The sequence below is a fragment of the Actinospica sp. genome (assembly GCF_035552695.1).
GTDB lineage: Bacteria > Actinomycetota > Actinomycetes > Streptomycetales > Catenulisporaceae > Actinospica.
This window is the reverse complement of sequence record NZ_DASZKT010000278.1, coordinates 1-12,809: the sequence shown is the minus strand read 5'-3', so window position 1 is coordinate 12,809 and position 12,809 is coordinate 1. Positions and strand designations below refer to the sequence as shown.

Sequence of the window (12,809 nt, the reverse complement as noted above, 5' to 3'; positions counted from 1 at the left end):
TAGCCGTCCATCTGGATCGCGCTGTAGTGGACGAAGACGTCCGCGCCACCGTCGACCGCGATGAAGCCGTAGCCCTTCTCCGCGTTGAACCACTTGACGGTGCCCTGAGCCATGCTTACTCCCTGTTGCCGCCCTGCTCGGCCCCGCACAGCGCGAGACCGGGGTCGTACGTCCCCCGCCCCTTCTTCACGAACAGGGTCGGTGTTCTCTCGTTCCGCTCGGTCGAGCCTCGCTGAACTGTGCGACCGGCGCTGAGAGTATCCTTTGCGGCCGGGTGGGCAACAGGCTCTCGAGCAAATCCGTGCGCGGTACAGACGTGCGAAAAACCGGGGCGAACCAGGGCATATCAGGGTGCAAATTCAATCCCGCAGCTAAACTGTAATCGGACGGTTACTGATCATCTCGTTCCATGGACAGATGTTTAGCAAGTGCTTAGCGGCGTTCACAGCTTGTGCTTAGCAGCCGCCTGCGACCGCCAGGTTGTTAGTCACAGTGATACTCAGCTTCGCGCCTCAGCACCCGCCTGCGACCGCCGGGATGATACTCAGCTTCGCACCCTCGCCCGTCGTCGTGGCCAGGCCGTCCGCGAAACGCACGTCGTCGTCGTCCACGTAGACGTTCACGAAGCGGCGCAGCTTGCCCGCGTCGTCCAGCAGCCGCGCGCGCAGGCCGGGGTGGTTCGCCTCGAGGTCCTCGATCACCTCGGCCAGCGTGGCTCCCTGGGCGGCGACCTCGGCGGAACCGCCGGTGTAGCTGCGCAGGATGGTCGGGATGCGGACGGTCACTGCCATGGAAGGGCCTTTCTACGTGCCGGTCAGGGTCTGCGGGGCTTGCTCGGTGCTCAGTCGCGGGCTTCGTGGAAGGCCGCGAGGCTCGGCTTGATCGTGGCGGTGACGCCCGTGTCGGCCACCGCGTCCAGGGTCTTGAGTCCGTCCCCGGAATTGATGACCACGGTCTCCGCCGCGGGATCCAGCTTGCCCGTTTCGACGAGCTTTCGCAGCACTCCCACGGTGACTCCGCCCGCGGTCTCGGCGAAGACGCCCTCGGTGCGGGCGAGCAGCCGGATCGCGTCGACCACCTCGGCGTCGGTCACGTCCTCCACGGCGCCGCCGGTGCGCCGGGCGATGTCCAGCACGTACGGGCCGTCGGCCGGGTTGCCGATCGCGAGCGACTTGGCGATGGTGTCCGGGCGGACCGGCTGCACCACCTCGTGCCCCGCCTTGAACGCGGCCGAGACCGGGGAGCAGCCGTTCGCCTGCGCGCCGAAGATCTTGTACGGCCGGTCCTCGACCAGGCCGAGCGCGATCAGCTCCTTGAAGCCCTTGTCGATCTTCGTCAGCTGCGATCCGGAGGCGATCGGGATCACGATCTGCTCGGGCAGCCGCCAGCCGAGCTGCTCGGCGATCTCGTAGGCCAGCGTCTTGGAGCCCTCGGCGTAGTAAGGACGCAGGTTCACGTTCACGAAGCCCCAGCCCGCGCCCGCGTCGTCGCCGATCAGCTCCGAGCAGAAGCGGTTGACCTCGTCGTAGGTGCCGTCGATCGCGATCAGCTCGCCGCCGTAGACCGCGGCCATGACGATCTTGCCCTCTTCGAGCCCGGCCGGGATGAACACGCAGGAGTGCAGCCCGGCGCGCGCCGCGGCCGCGCCGACGGCCCCGGCCAGGTTGCCGGTGGAGGAGCAGGACAGGGTGGTGAAGCCGAAGGTGCGCGCCGCCTCGAGCGCGATGGCCACGACGCGGTCCTTGAAGGAGTGCGTCGGGTTGCCGGTGTCGTCCTTGATGTGCAGCGACCGCAGGCCGAGCTCCTTGCCCAGGTTGCGCGCGTGCACCAGGCGGGTCCAGCCGGGGTTCAGATTGGGCTTGGCCGCGACGTCGGCCGGGACCGGCAGCAGCGGGGCGTAGCGCCAGATCGAGGCCGGACCGGACTCGATCAGCTCGCGGGTGACGGCCGGGCGGTCGGCCTGGTGGAAGTCGTAGGCGATCTCGAGCGGGCCGAAACACTCCACGCAGACGTAGTGCGGGCCGAGCGGGATCCGCGCGCCGCACTCGCGGCAGGACAGCGCGACGGCCGGGCCGAAGGCCGTGGCGGGACTGGCGAGCTGGGCAGTGGTCATCAGGCGAGGCCTTTCCCTCATCTTCCCCGTCGGCTGTCGACGGGCCGGATTTGGCACCTGCTCCAGGCCGGGCCTCGCGAATGCGGGGAGATCCTGGGCGGTTGCCGGAGCTTCATCGGGCCGTACCCTCTGCTCCTCTGGATGAGCTGTTCCTTATGCAGTTGTGTGTAGGGCGCGAACGCCCTGCCAGCCACTGTACCCGACGCGTACCGGTAGCGTTTGCACCCGTCCGCATAGGGAGATAGTCAGTAATCGTGTCTGAATCGGCTGAATCACAGCGAACGCGTTCCCCGCGCTCGGCGAGCGTGCTGCTCGCCTCCAACCGCGGCCCGGTCTCCTTCGGCCTCGACGAGGGCGGGGTGCTGACCGCCCGGCGCGGCGGCGGCGGCCTGGTCTCCGGCCTGTCCTCGATCGAGGCCGACCCCGGCGAGGTGGTCTGGGTCTGCGCCGCGCTCTCCGAGGGCGACCGGACGGCCGTCCGCAGGTCGCCGGGCGGCAGGCTGGACCGGTCCGGCCTGTTCGAGCAGAGCGGCGGCGCCGCCGTGCGCATGCTGGACATCGACGAGGAGACGTTCCACGCCGCGTACAACGCCGTGGCCAACTCGACCCTCTGGTTCGTCCAGCACATGCTCTTCTCGACCCCGACCAGCCCCGCCTTCGGGCCGGAGTTCGCCGGGCAGTGGCGGGCCTTCGAGGCGTACAACCTGGCCTTCGCCGAGGCGCTGGCCGAGGAGGCCGCGTACGGAGCCAGAGTACTGATTCAGGACTACCACCTGTGCCTGGCCCCGAAGCTGCTCCGGCAGCTGCGGCCGGACCTGCGGATCGGCCACTTCTCGCACACCCCGTGGGCCCCGCCGGACTACTTCCGGATACTGCCGGACGCGGTCGCGGCGCAGATCCTGGAGGGCATGCTCGGCGCGGACCGCACCTGCTTCCTGACCCGGCGCTGGGCGGACGCCTTCGCGGACTGCTGCGAAGTCCTGCTGGGGTCGCGGCCGGAGCCGGAGAGGCTCGGCGTGCACCCCCTCGGCGTGGACGCCGCCGCGCTGATCGAGCGCGCCGCGCAGGACGACGTGGCCCAGCGCGAGCGGGAGCTGCGCGCGACGGTGGGTGCGGACAGGCAGGTGCTCGTGCGCGTGGACCGCACGGAACTGTCGAAGAACATCGTGCGCGGGCTCGAGGCGTACGCCCTGCTGCTGCGCTCGCACCCGGAGTGGCGCGGCAAGGCGGTGCACATCGGGTTCGCCTACCCGAGCCGGACCGACCTGGCCGAGTACCGCGACTACACGGCGGCCGTACAGCGGCTGGCCAAGGAGATCGAGCACGAATTCACCTCGCCCGAATACCCCGGCTGGCAGCCGCTGATCATGCACGTCGAGGATGACTTCGCCCGCTCGCTCGCGGCGTACCGGATGGCGGACGTGGCCGTGGTCAACCCGATCAGAGACGGGATGAACCTGGTGGCCAAGGAGATCCCGATCATCGCGGAGGCGGCCGGCGGCGCCTGCGCGCTCGTGCTCTCCCGTGAGGCCGGCGCGTACGCAGAACTCGCGGAGGCCGCGTTCACCGTGAACCCGTACGACGTCACGGCCACCGCGGAGGCGATGCACGAGGCGCTGTCCCAGGGCGCTGATGCCCGCGCGGAGCGCTGCGCGCGGCTCGCCCGACTCGGCGCCGCCCTGCCCCCGCAGAGATGGTTCTCCGAGCAGCTGGACGCATTGGCAAAGCTGACCGCGTCGACCGAGTAGTAGGCGGCGCTCGGTCGCCGAACGTCTACTCCCCGGTCGCCCCGTCGACCGCCTCGCGCAGCAGGTCGGCGTGGCCGTTGTGCCGCGCGTACTCCTCGATCATGTGGAGGTAGACGAACCGCAGCGTGTAGTCGCCCCTCCTGCCGGGGAAGCTATCGTCCGGCGAACGCCCGGCGGCAACCGCGTCAGCCAGCTCGACCTCACGGACGTAGGTGGCGAAGTCGGCCTCGGCGCCATCAGCGGCGGCGAGGTCGAAGTCGCCGTCCTCGTACTCCTCGGTGCAGTACAGGTCGCCGAGCTCCTTGTCCTGACCGAAGCAGCGCCGAAACCACCAGCGCTCGACCTCGGCGAGGTGCCGGACGAGGCCGAGCAACGTCAGCGGCGACGTCGGCACCGCCTTCAGCATCAGCTGCTCACCGGTCAGACCGCCGCACTTGGAGATCAGCGTGTCACGGTGCCACTGGAGGAACTCCCTGAGCGACGAGAGCTCGTCGCCGTCGTGCGATGCCTCAGTGCGGTGAATCTCAGGCGCGGTCCATGAAGTCATTGGCCGATCGTCCCGAACACCGCGAGCTCCGGTCAAAGGGTTATGGCTGGTCAGTCCCGACGGTGCAACGTTCCCTGATGCGGCATTGGCTAGAATCTCCGGGCCGAGATCCCCCCTGCTAGGAGAACCCCACACCCATGGCCGCCGAGCTCGTCTTCTTCACCGGGACCATGGACTGCGGGAAGTCCACCCTCGCCCTGCAGATGGACCACAACCGCTCGGCGCGGGGCAGGCGCGGCGTGGTGTTCACCAGGGACGACCGCGCGGGCGAGGGCGTGCTGTCCAGCCGCCTCGGCCTGTCCACCGCCGCCGCCGAGGTGCGTCCCGGCATAGACGTCTACGCCTACGTCAAGACGGCGGTGGCCCAGGACCCGGAGATCGACTACGTGATCTGCGACGAGGCCCAGTTCCTCGACCCCGAGCAGGTCGAGCAGCTCGCCCTCATCGTCGACGAGCTCAAGCGCGACGTGTTCGCCTTCGGCATCACGACCGACTTCCGCACCAAGCTCTTCCCCGGCTCCCAGCGCCTGATCGAACTCGCGGACCGCATCGAGATACTGCAGGTCGAAACGGTCTGCTGGTGCGGCGCCCGCGCCACCCACAACGCCCGCACCGTGGCCGGCCGAATGGTCATCGAGGGCGAGCAGAAGGTCCTCGGCGACGTAGGCCGCGCCCAAGCCGTCGGCTACGAGGTCCTCTGCCGCACCCACCACCGCGAGCGCCGAGCACAACTCGCCGACTAGTCGAGCAGCCCCGCGAGAAGCGCGCCCAACGCTTCGGGCGCCTCATGCATCACCATGTGCCCCACCCCCGGGACTCCGAGTAGCTCGCCGCGCCGCTCAACGCCCAGTCCGGCACATCCCACCCGACGCGCGATCGGGCTCCGGCGACGAGATGAACCGGCACCCACTACCTGCCTCGCTGCAACGCAAGTCGCCAAACGGACGCAGCCGCGCCGGAGATCGGGCGGCGGTTCATTGCGACAGTCGCGAAGCGGCCTTATCGGAAGACCCGAACCGACCAGCCGACCGCGTCACTTCCTCGCCTGCTGGCGGGCGTCGCGGAGGCGGCGGAGGCGGGCGACGAGGGTGGGGTTGTGGGCGAGGGCGGCGGGGTCGTCGAGCAGGGCGTTGAGTATCTGGAAGTACTGGGTCGGCGAGATGCCGAACTCGTCGCGGACGGCCTGGTCCTTGCGGCCCGCGTTCTTGAAGCGGCGCGATTCGAAGTCGAGGACGGCGCGTTCGCGGGGGCCGAGCAGGGGCGGCGCGGGTTCATCAGGGGTCTGGTCTGCCTCGACGGTCCCGGCGTCCGCGGCGGCCGCGCCCGGCTCGGCGTCCTCCGGCGAGGCGGGCTGCTCGGGGAGGTCGAAGAGTGCTTGCTGCGCATCGTTTTCCGGGGCACGCTGCGTGGGGAGCTCGGGGGCTGATTCGTCCACGGACGCGGCCCGCGACTCCTCCTGCTGCATCCGGATCACCACCCCTGAAGTCGTTGAACTCGTACTCGGCGCGAGCGCGCACCGGACAGGATAGTCCGCCGGGCCGTTCCCGTCCGGCTCCCGGTCCTCCGGCGACAAGCCGGGCCGAGATCCGCTATGGTCTATACCATTACCGGTCCTTGGAGAAGATGATGTCGTCGCTGCTATTGCGCAACGCCAGCCTGGTGCTGCCCGACGGGGTGCTCGACCAGGGTTGGCTGCTGGTCGAGGACGGGCGGATCACCGGCGTGGCCGCGGCGACGGGGCAGCCGGAGCCGCTGATCTCGCCGGGGACGGCACAGCGCGACCTGGGCGGCCGGCACGTGCTGCCCGGCTTCGTGGACATGCACGTACACGGCGGCGGCGGGGCGGCGTTCTCGGCGGGGGACGCGGAGCAGGCGCTGGTCGCGGCGCGCTTCCACCTCGGGCACGGGACCACCAGCATCATGGCCTCCACCGTCACCGGCTCGCTGGCGGAGCTGGAGCACCACATCGGCGAACTGTCCGGGCTCGTGCAAGACGGGATCCTCGCCGGTATCCATCTCGAAGGCCCCTTCATCTCCAAGGCCCGCTGCGGCGCGCACGACCCCGGCCTGCTGCGCGTGCCGGACCCGGCCGACATCTCCCGGCTGCTGCGCGCGGGCGACGGCACGGTCCGGATGATCACGATCGCGCCGGAACTCGAGCACGGCCTCGACGCGGTACGGCTGCTCACCGAGTCCGGGGTCATCGCCGCCGTCGGGCACACGGACGCGACGTACGCGCAGACCAGGGAGGCGATCGAACTCGGGGCGCCGGTCGGCACGCACGTGTTCAACGCGATGCGGCCCGTGCACCACCGCGAGCCCGGCCCGGTCACCGCGCTGCTCGAACAGGAGCAGGTGCTCTGCGAGGTCGTCAACGACGGTCTGCACGTACACCCCTCCGTGGTCAGCCTGATGTTCGCCGCGGCCGGGGCGCACCGTATCGCGCTGATCACGGACGCGATGGTGGCCGCGGGCGTGGGCGACGGCGAGTACCGGCTCGGCTCGCTCACCGTGCAGGTCCGCGACGGCGAGGCGCGGCTGACGGACGGGGATTCGCTCGCCGGCTCCACGCTCACCATGGACAACGCGCTGCGCAACGCGGTCCGGCTGGCCGGGGTCCCGCTCGCCGACGCGGCGGTCTCCGCCTCGCTCACCCCCGCGCGCGCCCTCGGCATCGCCGACCGGGTCGGCAGCCTGGAGACCGGGAAGCGGGCCGACCTCGTCGTGCTGGACGAGGACCTGCGGGTGGTCTCGGTCATGCAGAAGGGTGACTGGGTTGACACCCCGTCACCCGAATAGGCGGTAGCGCGCGTTCTCTTTCCGGTGAAACTTCTCGACTGGCCGAACGGCAGTTGTCTGCCAAAAGGGTGATGATCGCCCTAAAGACACCCGTTTGACGGTTTTAGCGGCACGACCACCTTGAAAGAATCTCCGGTGAACGTGCCAACCATTTTCATCACGACGCCAGACGACCCCCTCCAGCCGGCGTACCGGGAACCACATGGCGGGCACCACCACGTCCCGTTGCCTCTGCGTTCCCGCGCATCCCCTGAGGAGCTGTCATGGTCCTGTCGGTCTCCGGAGTCCTGCTACTCGGCATCATCGTCTTCATCCTGTTCCGCAAGGACGGGCTGAAGGTCTCGCACCTGATCGTCTGCATGATGTTCGGCTTCTACCTCGCGTCCACCTCGATCGCCTCCTCGATCAGGAACAGTACGGATTCCGTCGCCAGCTTCATCAGCGGGCTGCACTTCTAGCCCTTCCCCCCATTCCCCGAGCGAGGTCGCGATGTCCCCGGCTTCCGAGCACTCGCTGTGGGCCAGGCTCGGCCACAGCGTCACCGAGTCCACGCCGGTCTCCCGGTTCAACGACTCGGTGCTGCACCACCGCTGGGTGACGCGCACCCGGGAGTTCACCGGGGACCTGAAGGCGCGGCTGCGCGAGATCCTGCACCCGGTCATCCTGGTGCTGCGCGGCCTGCGCCGCGCGGTCACCGGGGGCCGGGCCTGGTGGGCGGCCGGCTCGAAGGAGCGGCGGCGGATCCAGGCGGCCCTGCTGATCATCGTGCTGGTGTCGATCGGCCTGCTGCCCTACGGCCCGGCCATCCTGATCGTCGGCTTCCTGTGCTGGGCCGGCTGGCTCGGCCGGGACACCACGCCGAAGGACGCCGACCCGGAGCCCAAGGCGCACGTCGGCCGGCTGCAGGCGGTCTACGACGGCCTGGTGCCCTACCTGCACGACGAGCACGACCCGGACCAGCACTTCAAGCCGGGCGGCGGCTACCGGGACGCGTTCACCTCCTGGGAGTTCGACGAGCACGACCGGCTCACCGCCTTCACCATCGACTATTCGCAGTACGTCAGGGACGGCGAGTCCGAGTGCCGCGCCAAGGTGGAGCGGGCGATCGAGGGCAAGGTCGGGCGGGGCAACGAGTTCCTCTACGACTGGGACGAGGAGGGCAACCACCTGCGTGTCAGGGTGCTGCCCCCGCTGCCCGGCGGCCTGGCCGCGCAGCCCTGGCCGGTGGCCGAGATCGAGTACGTGCTCGGGATCACCGACCCGGACTCGGCGGGCCGGCAGGTCCCGGTGCTGATGCCGGACGAGCCGGGCGTCGAGCCCGAGCCGCTCCCGGCGAACATCGCCGCGCGCACGGCCGAGGCGCCGGAGGGCTGGCACCCGGCCCTCGTCGCGCCGGTCGTCTGGCGCGTCGGAACGCCGTGCCCCAACCCGCACCTGCTGGTCACCGGGGCGAGCGGCAGCGGCAAGACGACGGCGCTGCGCTCCCTGCTCGGCCAGGCGCTCGGCCGTGGCCAGCAGGTCGCGGTGATCGACATCGAGCAGACCGAGGCCTACGCGGACCTGGCCGGGCGGCCGGGCGTGCGCGGCGTGGTCGAGGACCCGGAGCGGGCGCTGGAGCTGCTGGACTGGTTCGGGCTCGAGTGCGAGCGACGGGCCGAGCGGCGGCGGGCCGAGGCCGAGGCGGTCGCGAACGGGGACACCGCCTCGTTCCCGGCGCTGAAGGTCCTCGACGCCTCCGTCGACGGCCTGCGGCAGCCGCAGGTGCTGATGGAGTCGGCGGAGGCCACCGAGCCGTCGCTGTGGCTCTGCATCGACGGCCTGCCCGAACTGCTGGACGCGGCCGCGGGCGCCGGCCGTCCGCAGCTCGAGGAGACCCTCGCGGCGCTGGCGCGTAAGGCCCGGTACGCGGGCGTGCTGATGCTGGTGACGGCCCGCGACGACCGGGTGCTGCAACTGCGCCCGGCGCTGCGCGCGCAGCTCACCGTGCGCGTCGCGATGGGGTCGGTGGAGCCGGCCGTGTCCACGGTGCTGTTCGGCGGCACGCTCGAGCTCGGCGGCTGCCGACGGCTTCCGGCGGGCCGGGGGTACGTCCGGGTCGGCAGCGGGCCCGTGATCCGCCTCCAGACGCCCTACGCGCCCCCGGTGTCGGTCGCCCCGCTCCGAGCCGTGGGAACGACCATGGCGCCCGCCACAGCGGCCGCTCCGGCCCCCGCCGCGGGCTGATCACAAAGCGTGGCAAAGAGAATTCAAAGAGTCACGAAGCCGTGTCCGGCTGCGGCTCGGGGTCGGGACGCGGCGAGCGGCTGCGCTGCGGCGCCACGTCGGTGCGTCTCGCGGGCTCCGTCCGGGTCGGCCACGCCTGGGCCGTGAGCCGGCTGATCGCGGCCCGGGAGCGCTTGCGGGCGTACATCTTGCTGTCGGCGGCGCTCAGCAGCTCCTCGGCCCGCTCCTTGGCCACCAGGTCCGACTGCTCGGTCGCCGGGTCGTACGCGATGCCCAGCGAGGCGCCGACCAGCTGCGGCGGATGGCCGTCCACGGTCACCGGGTGCGCGAAGGCCTGGTCCAGCCGGTCCAGCAGCGCGTAGGCCTCGGCCCGGCCCACGTCCACGGCCACCACCACGAACTCGTCGCCGCCGAGCCTGGCCACGATGTCGCCGCCGCGCACGGCGTTGCGCAGCCGGTCGGCGACGTGCCGCAGCACCAGGTCGCCGATCGCGTGGCCGAAGGTGTCGTTGATCGACTTGAAAAGGTCCAGGTCGCAGAAGTAGACGGCCAGCGGGACCCCGTCCGCGACGAGGTCCGCGAGCCGTTCGCGCAGCTCGGCCGAGTTCGCCAGGCCGGTCAGCGGGTCGTGTCTCGCCTGATGTCGCAGGTCGGCCTCGTGCTGCTGGCGCTGGGCGATGTCCTTGCGCAGCGCCTCGCGCTCGCGCTCCAGCCTGGCCATCCGGGCCGTGGCCAGCTCGTGCCGGTTCGCGTTCACGATCGCGATCGCGGCCTGCTCGGCGAAGGCCTCCAGGATCTCGCGGACCCACATCCGCGGGATCCGCCCGTCGGTCGGCACATCCACCGAGATGACCCCGACCAGCTCGTCGCCCGGGCCGTACATGGGCGCCATCAGGCAGAAGTCCTGCAGCCAGGCGTCCGGGTCGGGGCTGTCGACCGGGGACTCCTCGGGGACGTGCACCGGCACGTCCTCCTCGCCGAAGACGGTGGCCGCGTCGCGCAGGAAGCAGAGCCTGCCCCAGCTCTCGGAATCCTCCATCGCGCGCTTCATCGCGGCGCCGGGGATCACCTTGCTGAGCAGCACGTCACGCACGCTCTCCGGGCCGGCCACGTGGGTCACCTCGAGATCGCCGCCGGGGCGCACGACCTTCACGACGACGTGCTGGAAGGGCGTACAGGAGACCACGCCGTCCGCGATGGCCTGCAGCGTCTCGTCCAGCCCCACGGCGGCGTTCACGGCGGCCAGGGCACGGTACATCGGGCGCAGGGCGGACAGGGGTATGTGCCCCTCCAGGCCCTGTTCCACCATCCGCCTCATCCCCGATCACGTCACTTGCCGTTGTGAGCGGTGCCGCCACCCGGGGCGATCCACCGAAAGCACCGGGCCAGACACGGAATGTACATCATGAACGGCGGTCAGCACCAGATCTTATACGTACTCTGATGTGGTGCCCCGCCCGAAGGGTAAAGAATCCCCCATCCTTCGTCGCGGATCGGCAACAACCCGAACGGAACCTGTCGCACGGGCGTGTCGTTGGGGTACCTTTGCATTGTGGGTGTATCAGGCATGGACCATCCCTTGATCGGGAACGAGCGGCACGGCTCGCCGCGGCAGAACTTCGCCGCCGCCCGTCGTACCGCATATGTGCCTCCAATCAACCTCGAGCCCTCCAAGGGCTCGCGGGAGCGCCTGGAGCGCCACCTGGCCGCCGTGGCCCCGTCGGCCACGGCCGTCGCAAGCCGTCCGGCCCCGACGCGGGACGAGGTGACGCAGGCCACCGCCCTGCTGCGGGAGATCACCCCGCGCGGCGACTCTCTTTCGAGCGTCTCCGCCTCTCGTCGCCGACTCTCGCTTTTCGCGCCGCTGCGCAAGGTCCGCCGCTGGTTCGGGTTCTAACCAACCCCGGCTTCGCAACGGATCCGGATCGCAGGATTCTGAATTCCTTAACGCATCGCCCCCGCCGCGCCTAGCGCGGCGGGGGCGATGCGTTAATTCGGGCCCTCAGTTTTCCTGGACCGCGTCGCTGGGCTCCGGCACCGCGTCCGAGGGCACGATGTCCGCGGGGGTCACGTCGGTCGGCAGCGCCGACTTCGGCGAGGCGGAGAAGGTGAACTTCGCCTCGGCGCCGCTGCCCTCGACGTCCACCACCACGATGGTGCCCGGGCGCAGCTCGCCGAACAGGATCTTCTCGGACAGCAGGTCCTCGATCTCCCGCTGGATGGTGCGGCGCAGCGGCCGGGCGCCGAGCAGCGGGTCGTAGCCCTTCTTGGCCATCAGCTGCTTCGCCGGGGTGGTGAGCTCGATGCCCATGTCCCGGTCCTTCAGCCGCTCGTCCACCTTGGCCATCATCAGGTCCACGATCTGGATGATGTTGTCCTCGGTGAGCTGCGGGAAGACGACCGTGTCGTCCACCCGGTTGAGGAACTCGGGCCGGAAGTGCTGCTTGAGCTCGTCGTTGACCTTGGCCTTCATCCGCTCGTAGCCGGTGCTGACGTCGCCCACGGCCGCGAAGCCGAGGTTGAAGCCCTTGGAGATGTCCCGGGTGCCGAGGTTCGTGGTCATGATGATCACGGTGTTCTTGAAGTCGACCACGCGGCCCTGGGAGTCGGTCAGCCGACCGTCCTCCAGGATCTGCAGCAGCGAGTTGAAGATGTCCGGGTGGGCCTTCTCCACCTCGTCGAACAGCACGACCGAGAACGGCTTGCGGCGCACCTTCTCGGTGAGCTGGCCGCCCTCCTCGTAGCCGACGTATCCGGGCGGGGAGCCGAAGAGCCGGGAGACGGTGTGCTTCTCCGAGAACTCCGACATGTCCAGCTGGATCAGCGCGTCCTCGTCGCCGAACAGGAACTCCGCCAGCGTCTTGGCCAGCTCGGTCTTACCGACGCCGGAGGGGCCGGCGAAGATGAACGAGCCGCCGGGGCGCTTCGGGTCCTTCAGACCGGCACGGGTACGCCGGATGGACTGGGAGAGCGCCTTGATCGCCTGCTCCTGGCCGATGACGCGCTTGTGCAGCTCGTCCTCCATGCGCAGCAGCCGCGAGGTCTCCTCCTCGGTGAGCTTGAACACCGGGATGCCCGTGGCGGTGGCCAGGACCTCGGCGATCAGCTCCTCGTCGACCTCGGCGACGACGTCCATGTCGCCGTCCTTCCACTCCTTCTCCCGCTTCGCCTTCGCGGCGAGCAGTTGGCGCTCCTGGTCGCGCAGCGCGGCGGCCTTCTCGAAGTCCTGCGCGTCGATCGCGGACTCCTTGTCCCGGCGCACCGTGGCGATCTTCTCGTCGAACTCGCGCAGGTCCGGCGGAGCGGTCATCCGGCGGATGCGCATCCGCGAGCCCGCCTCGTCGATCAGGTCGATCGCCTTGTCCGGCAGGAAGCGGTC

General features: G+C 70.1%; 13 protein-coding genes and 1 riboswitch. Of the genes, 6 read left to right on the top strand and 7 right to left on the bottom strand.

Annotation, left to right across the window (positions count from 1 at the left end):
- From VG296_RS32105 to thrC, 3 genes are all read right to left on the bottom strand, one after another.
- The coding region (locus VG296_RS32105) for a cold-shock protein (protein WP_325572280.1) at positions 1-113 on the bottom strand (113 nt) is incomplete at its 3' end.
- Positions 114-512: 399 nt separating this feature from the next.
- A complete protein-coding gene (locus tag VG296_RS32100; RefSeq protein WP_325572278.1) occupies positions 513-791 on the bottom strand; it encodes a ubiquitin-like small modifier protein 1 in 279 nt (92 codons plus the stop codon).
- 50 nt (positions 792-841) lie between these two features.
- Positions 842-2,113 carry a threonine synthase gene (thrC, locus tag VG296_RS32095; RefSeq protein ID WP_325572277.1) on the bottom strand — a complete coding sequence of 424 codons (1,272 nt, stop codon included), beginning with the start codon at positions 2,111-2,113 and terminating at the stop codon, positions 842-844.
- A 14-nt stretch (positions 2,114-2,127) separates the two neighbouring features.
- Positions 2,128-2,261: riboswitch (SAM riboswitch) on the bottom strand.
- A 103-nt stretch (positions 2,262-2,364) separates the two neighbouring features.
- On the opposite strand from thrC, the gene VG296_RS32090 reads away from it, so the two are divergent.
- Positions 2,365-3,861, top strand: a complete 1,497-nt coding sequence (locus VG296_RS32090; protein WP_349259783.1) for an alpha,alpha-trehalose-phosphate synthase (UDP-forming) — start codon at positions 2,365-2,367, stop codon at positions 3,859-3,861.
- A gap of 25 nt (positions 3,862-3,886) precedes the next feature.
- Here the strand turns inward: VG296_RS32090 and VG296_RS32085 are convergent, their stop codons facing one another.
- On the bottom strand, positions 3,887-4,408 hold the full coding sequence (locus VG296_RS32085) for a DinB family protein (RefSeq protein ID WP_325572275.1): 522 nt from the start codon (positions 4,406-4,408) through the stop codon (positions 3,887-3,889).
- Positions 4,409-4,545: 137 nt separating this feature from the next.
- Between VG296_RS32085 and VG296_RS32080 the strand changes: the two genes are divergently transcribed.
- Positions 4,546-5,151, top strand: a complete 606-nt coding sequence (locus VG296_RS32080) for a thymidine kinase (RefSeq protein WP_325572274.1) — start codon at positions 4,546-4,548, stop codon at positions 5,149-5,151.
- Between the two features lie 290 nt (positions 5,152-5,441).
- Here VG296_RS32080 and VG296_RS32075 read toward each other — a convergent pair whose 3' ends face one another.
- Positions 5,442-5,873, bottom strand: a complete 432-nt coding sequence (locus VG296_RS32075; RefSeq protein ID WP_325572273.1) for a DUF3263 domain-containing protein — start codon at positions 5,871-5,873, stop codon at positions 5,442-5,444.
- Between the two features lie 158 nt (positions 5,874-6,031).
- On the opposite strand from VG296_RS32075, the gene nagA reads away from it, so the two are divergent.
- The 3 genes from nagA (at position 6,032) to VG296_RS32060 (ending at position 9,430) form a co-directional block, all read left to right on the top strand.
- Positions 6,032-7,207, top strand: coding sequence for an N-acetylglucosamine-6-phosphate deacetylase (gene nagA, locus VG296_RS32070; protein WP_325572279.1), 1,176 nt, complete (start codon positions 6,032-6,034; stop codon positions 7,205-7,207).
- 263 nt (positions 7,208-7,470) lie between these two features.
- A complete protein-coding gene (locus VG296_RS32065; protein ID WP_325572272.1) occupies positions 7,471-7,665 on the top strand; it encodes a DUF2304 domain-containing protein in 195 nt (64 codons plus the stop codon).
- A 31-nt stretch (positions 7,666-7,696) separates the two neighbouring features.
- Complete coding sequence (locus VG296_RS32060; protein WP_325572271.1) at positions 7,697-9,430, top strand: FtsK/SpoIIIE domain-containing protein; 1,734 nt, start codon at positions 7,697-7,699, stop codon at positions 9,428-9,430.
- 31 nt (positions 9,431-9,461) lie between these two features.
- On the opposite strand, the gene VG296_RS32055 is transcribed toward VG296_RS32060, so the two are convergent.
- Entirely contained in the window at positions 9,462-10,739 is a 1,278-nt protein-coding gene (locus tag VG296_RS32055; RefSeq protein WP_325572270.1) for a diguanylate cyclase, read from the bottom strand.
- A 258-nt stretch (positions 10,740-10,997) separates the two neighbouring features.
- Here VG296_RS32055 and VG296_RS32050 point away from each other — a divergent pair, with 258 nt between their 5' ends.
- Positions 10,998-11,327 (top strand): hypothetical protein, encoded by a 330-nt coding sequence (locus VG296_RS32050; RefSeq protein WP_325572269.1) that lies wholly within the window; start codon positions 10,998-11,000, stop codon positions 11,325-11,327.
- Positions 11,328-11,432: 105 nt separating this feature from the next.
- Here the strand turns inward: VG296_RS32050 and VG296_RS32045 are convergent.
- Positions 11,433-12,809, bottom strand: a 1,377-nt coding sequence (locus VG296_RS32045) for an AAA family ATPase (protein ID WP_325572268.1), incomplete at its 5' end; no start/stop codon positions are given.

What these genes read in the sequence shown, in the direction of transcription:
- VG296_RS32085 (WP_325572275.1), bottom strand. Translation starts at nt 4,408, where the DNA reads ATGACTTCATGGACCGCGCCTGAGATTCACCGCACTGAGGCATCGCAC.
- VG296_RS32060 (WP_325572271.1), top strand. Translation starts at nt 7,697, where the DNA reads ATGTCCCCGGCTTCCGAGCACTCGCTGTGGGCCAGGCTCGGCCACAGC.
- VG296_RS32050 (WP_325572269.1), top strand. Translation starts at nt 10,998, where the DNA reads ATGGACCATCCCTTGATCGGGAACGAGCGGCACGGCTCGCCGCGGCAG.
- nagA (WP_325572279.1), top strand. Translation starts at nt 6,032, where the DNA reads ATGATGTCGTCGCTGCTATTGCGCAACGCCAGCCTGGTGCTGCCCGAC.
- thrC (WP_325572277.1), bottom strand. Translation starts at nt 2,113, where the DNA reads ATGACCACTGCCCAGCTCGCCAGTCCCGCCACGGCCTTCGGCCCGGCC.
- VG296_RS32075 (WP_325572273.1), bottom strand. Translation starts at nt 5,873, where the DNA reads ATGCAGCAGGAGGAGTCGCGGGCCGCGTCCGTGGACGAATCAGCCCCC.
- VG296_RS32065 (WP_325572272.1), top strand. Translation starts at nt 7,471, where the DNA reads ATGGTCCTGTCGGTCTCCGGAGTCCTGCTACTCGGCATCATCGTCTTC.
- VG296_RS32055 (WP_325572270.1), bottom strand. Translation starts at nt 10,739, where the DNA reads ATGGTGGAACAGGGCCTGGAGGGGCACATACCCCTGTCCGCCCTGCGC.
- VG296_RS32100 (WP_325572278.1), bottom strand. Translation starts at nt 791, where the DNA reads ATGGCAGTGACCGTCCGCATCCCGACCATCCTGCGCAGCTACACCGGC.
- VG296_RS32080 (WP_325572274.1), top strand. Translation starts at nt 4,546, where the DNA reads ATGGCCGCCGAGCTCGTCTTCTTCACCGGGACCATGGACTGCGGGAAG.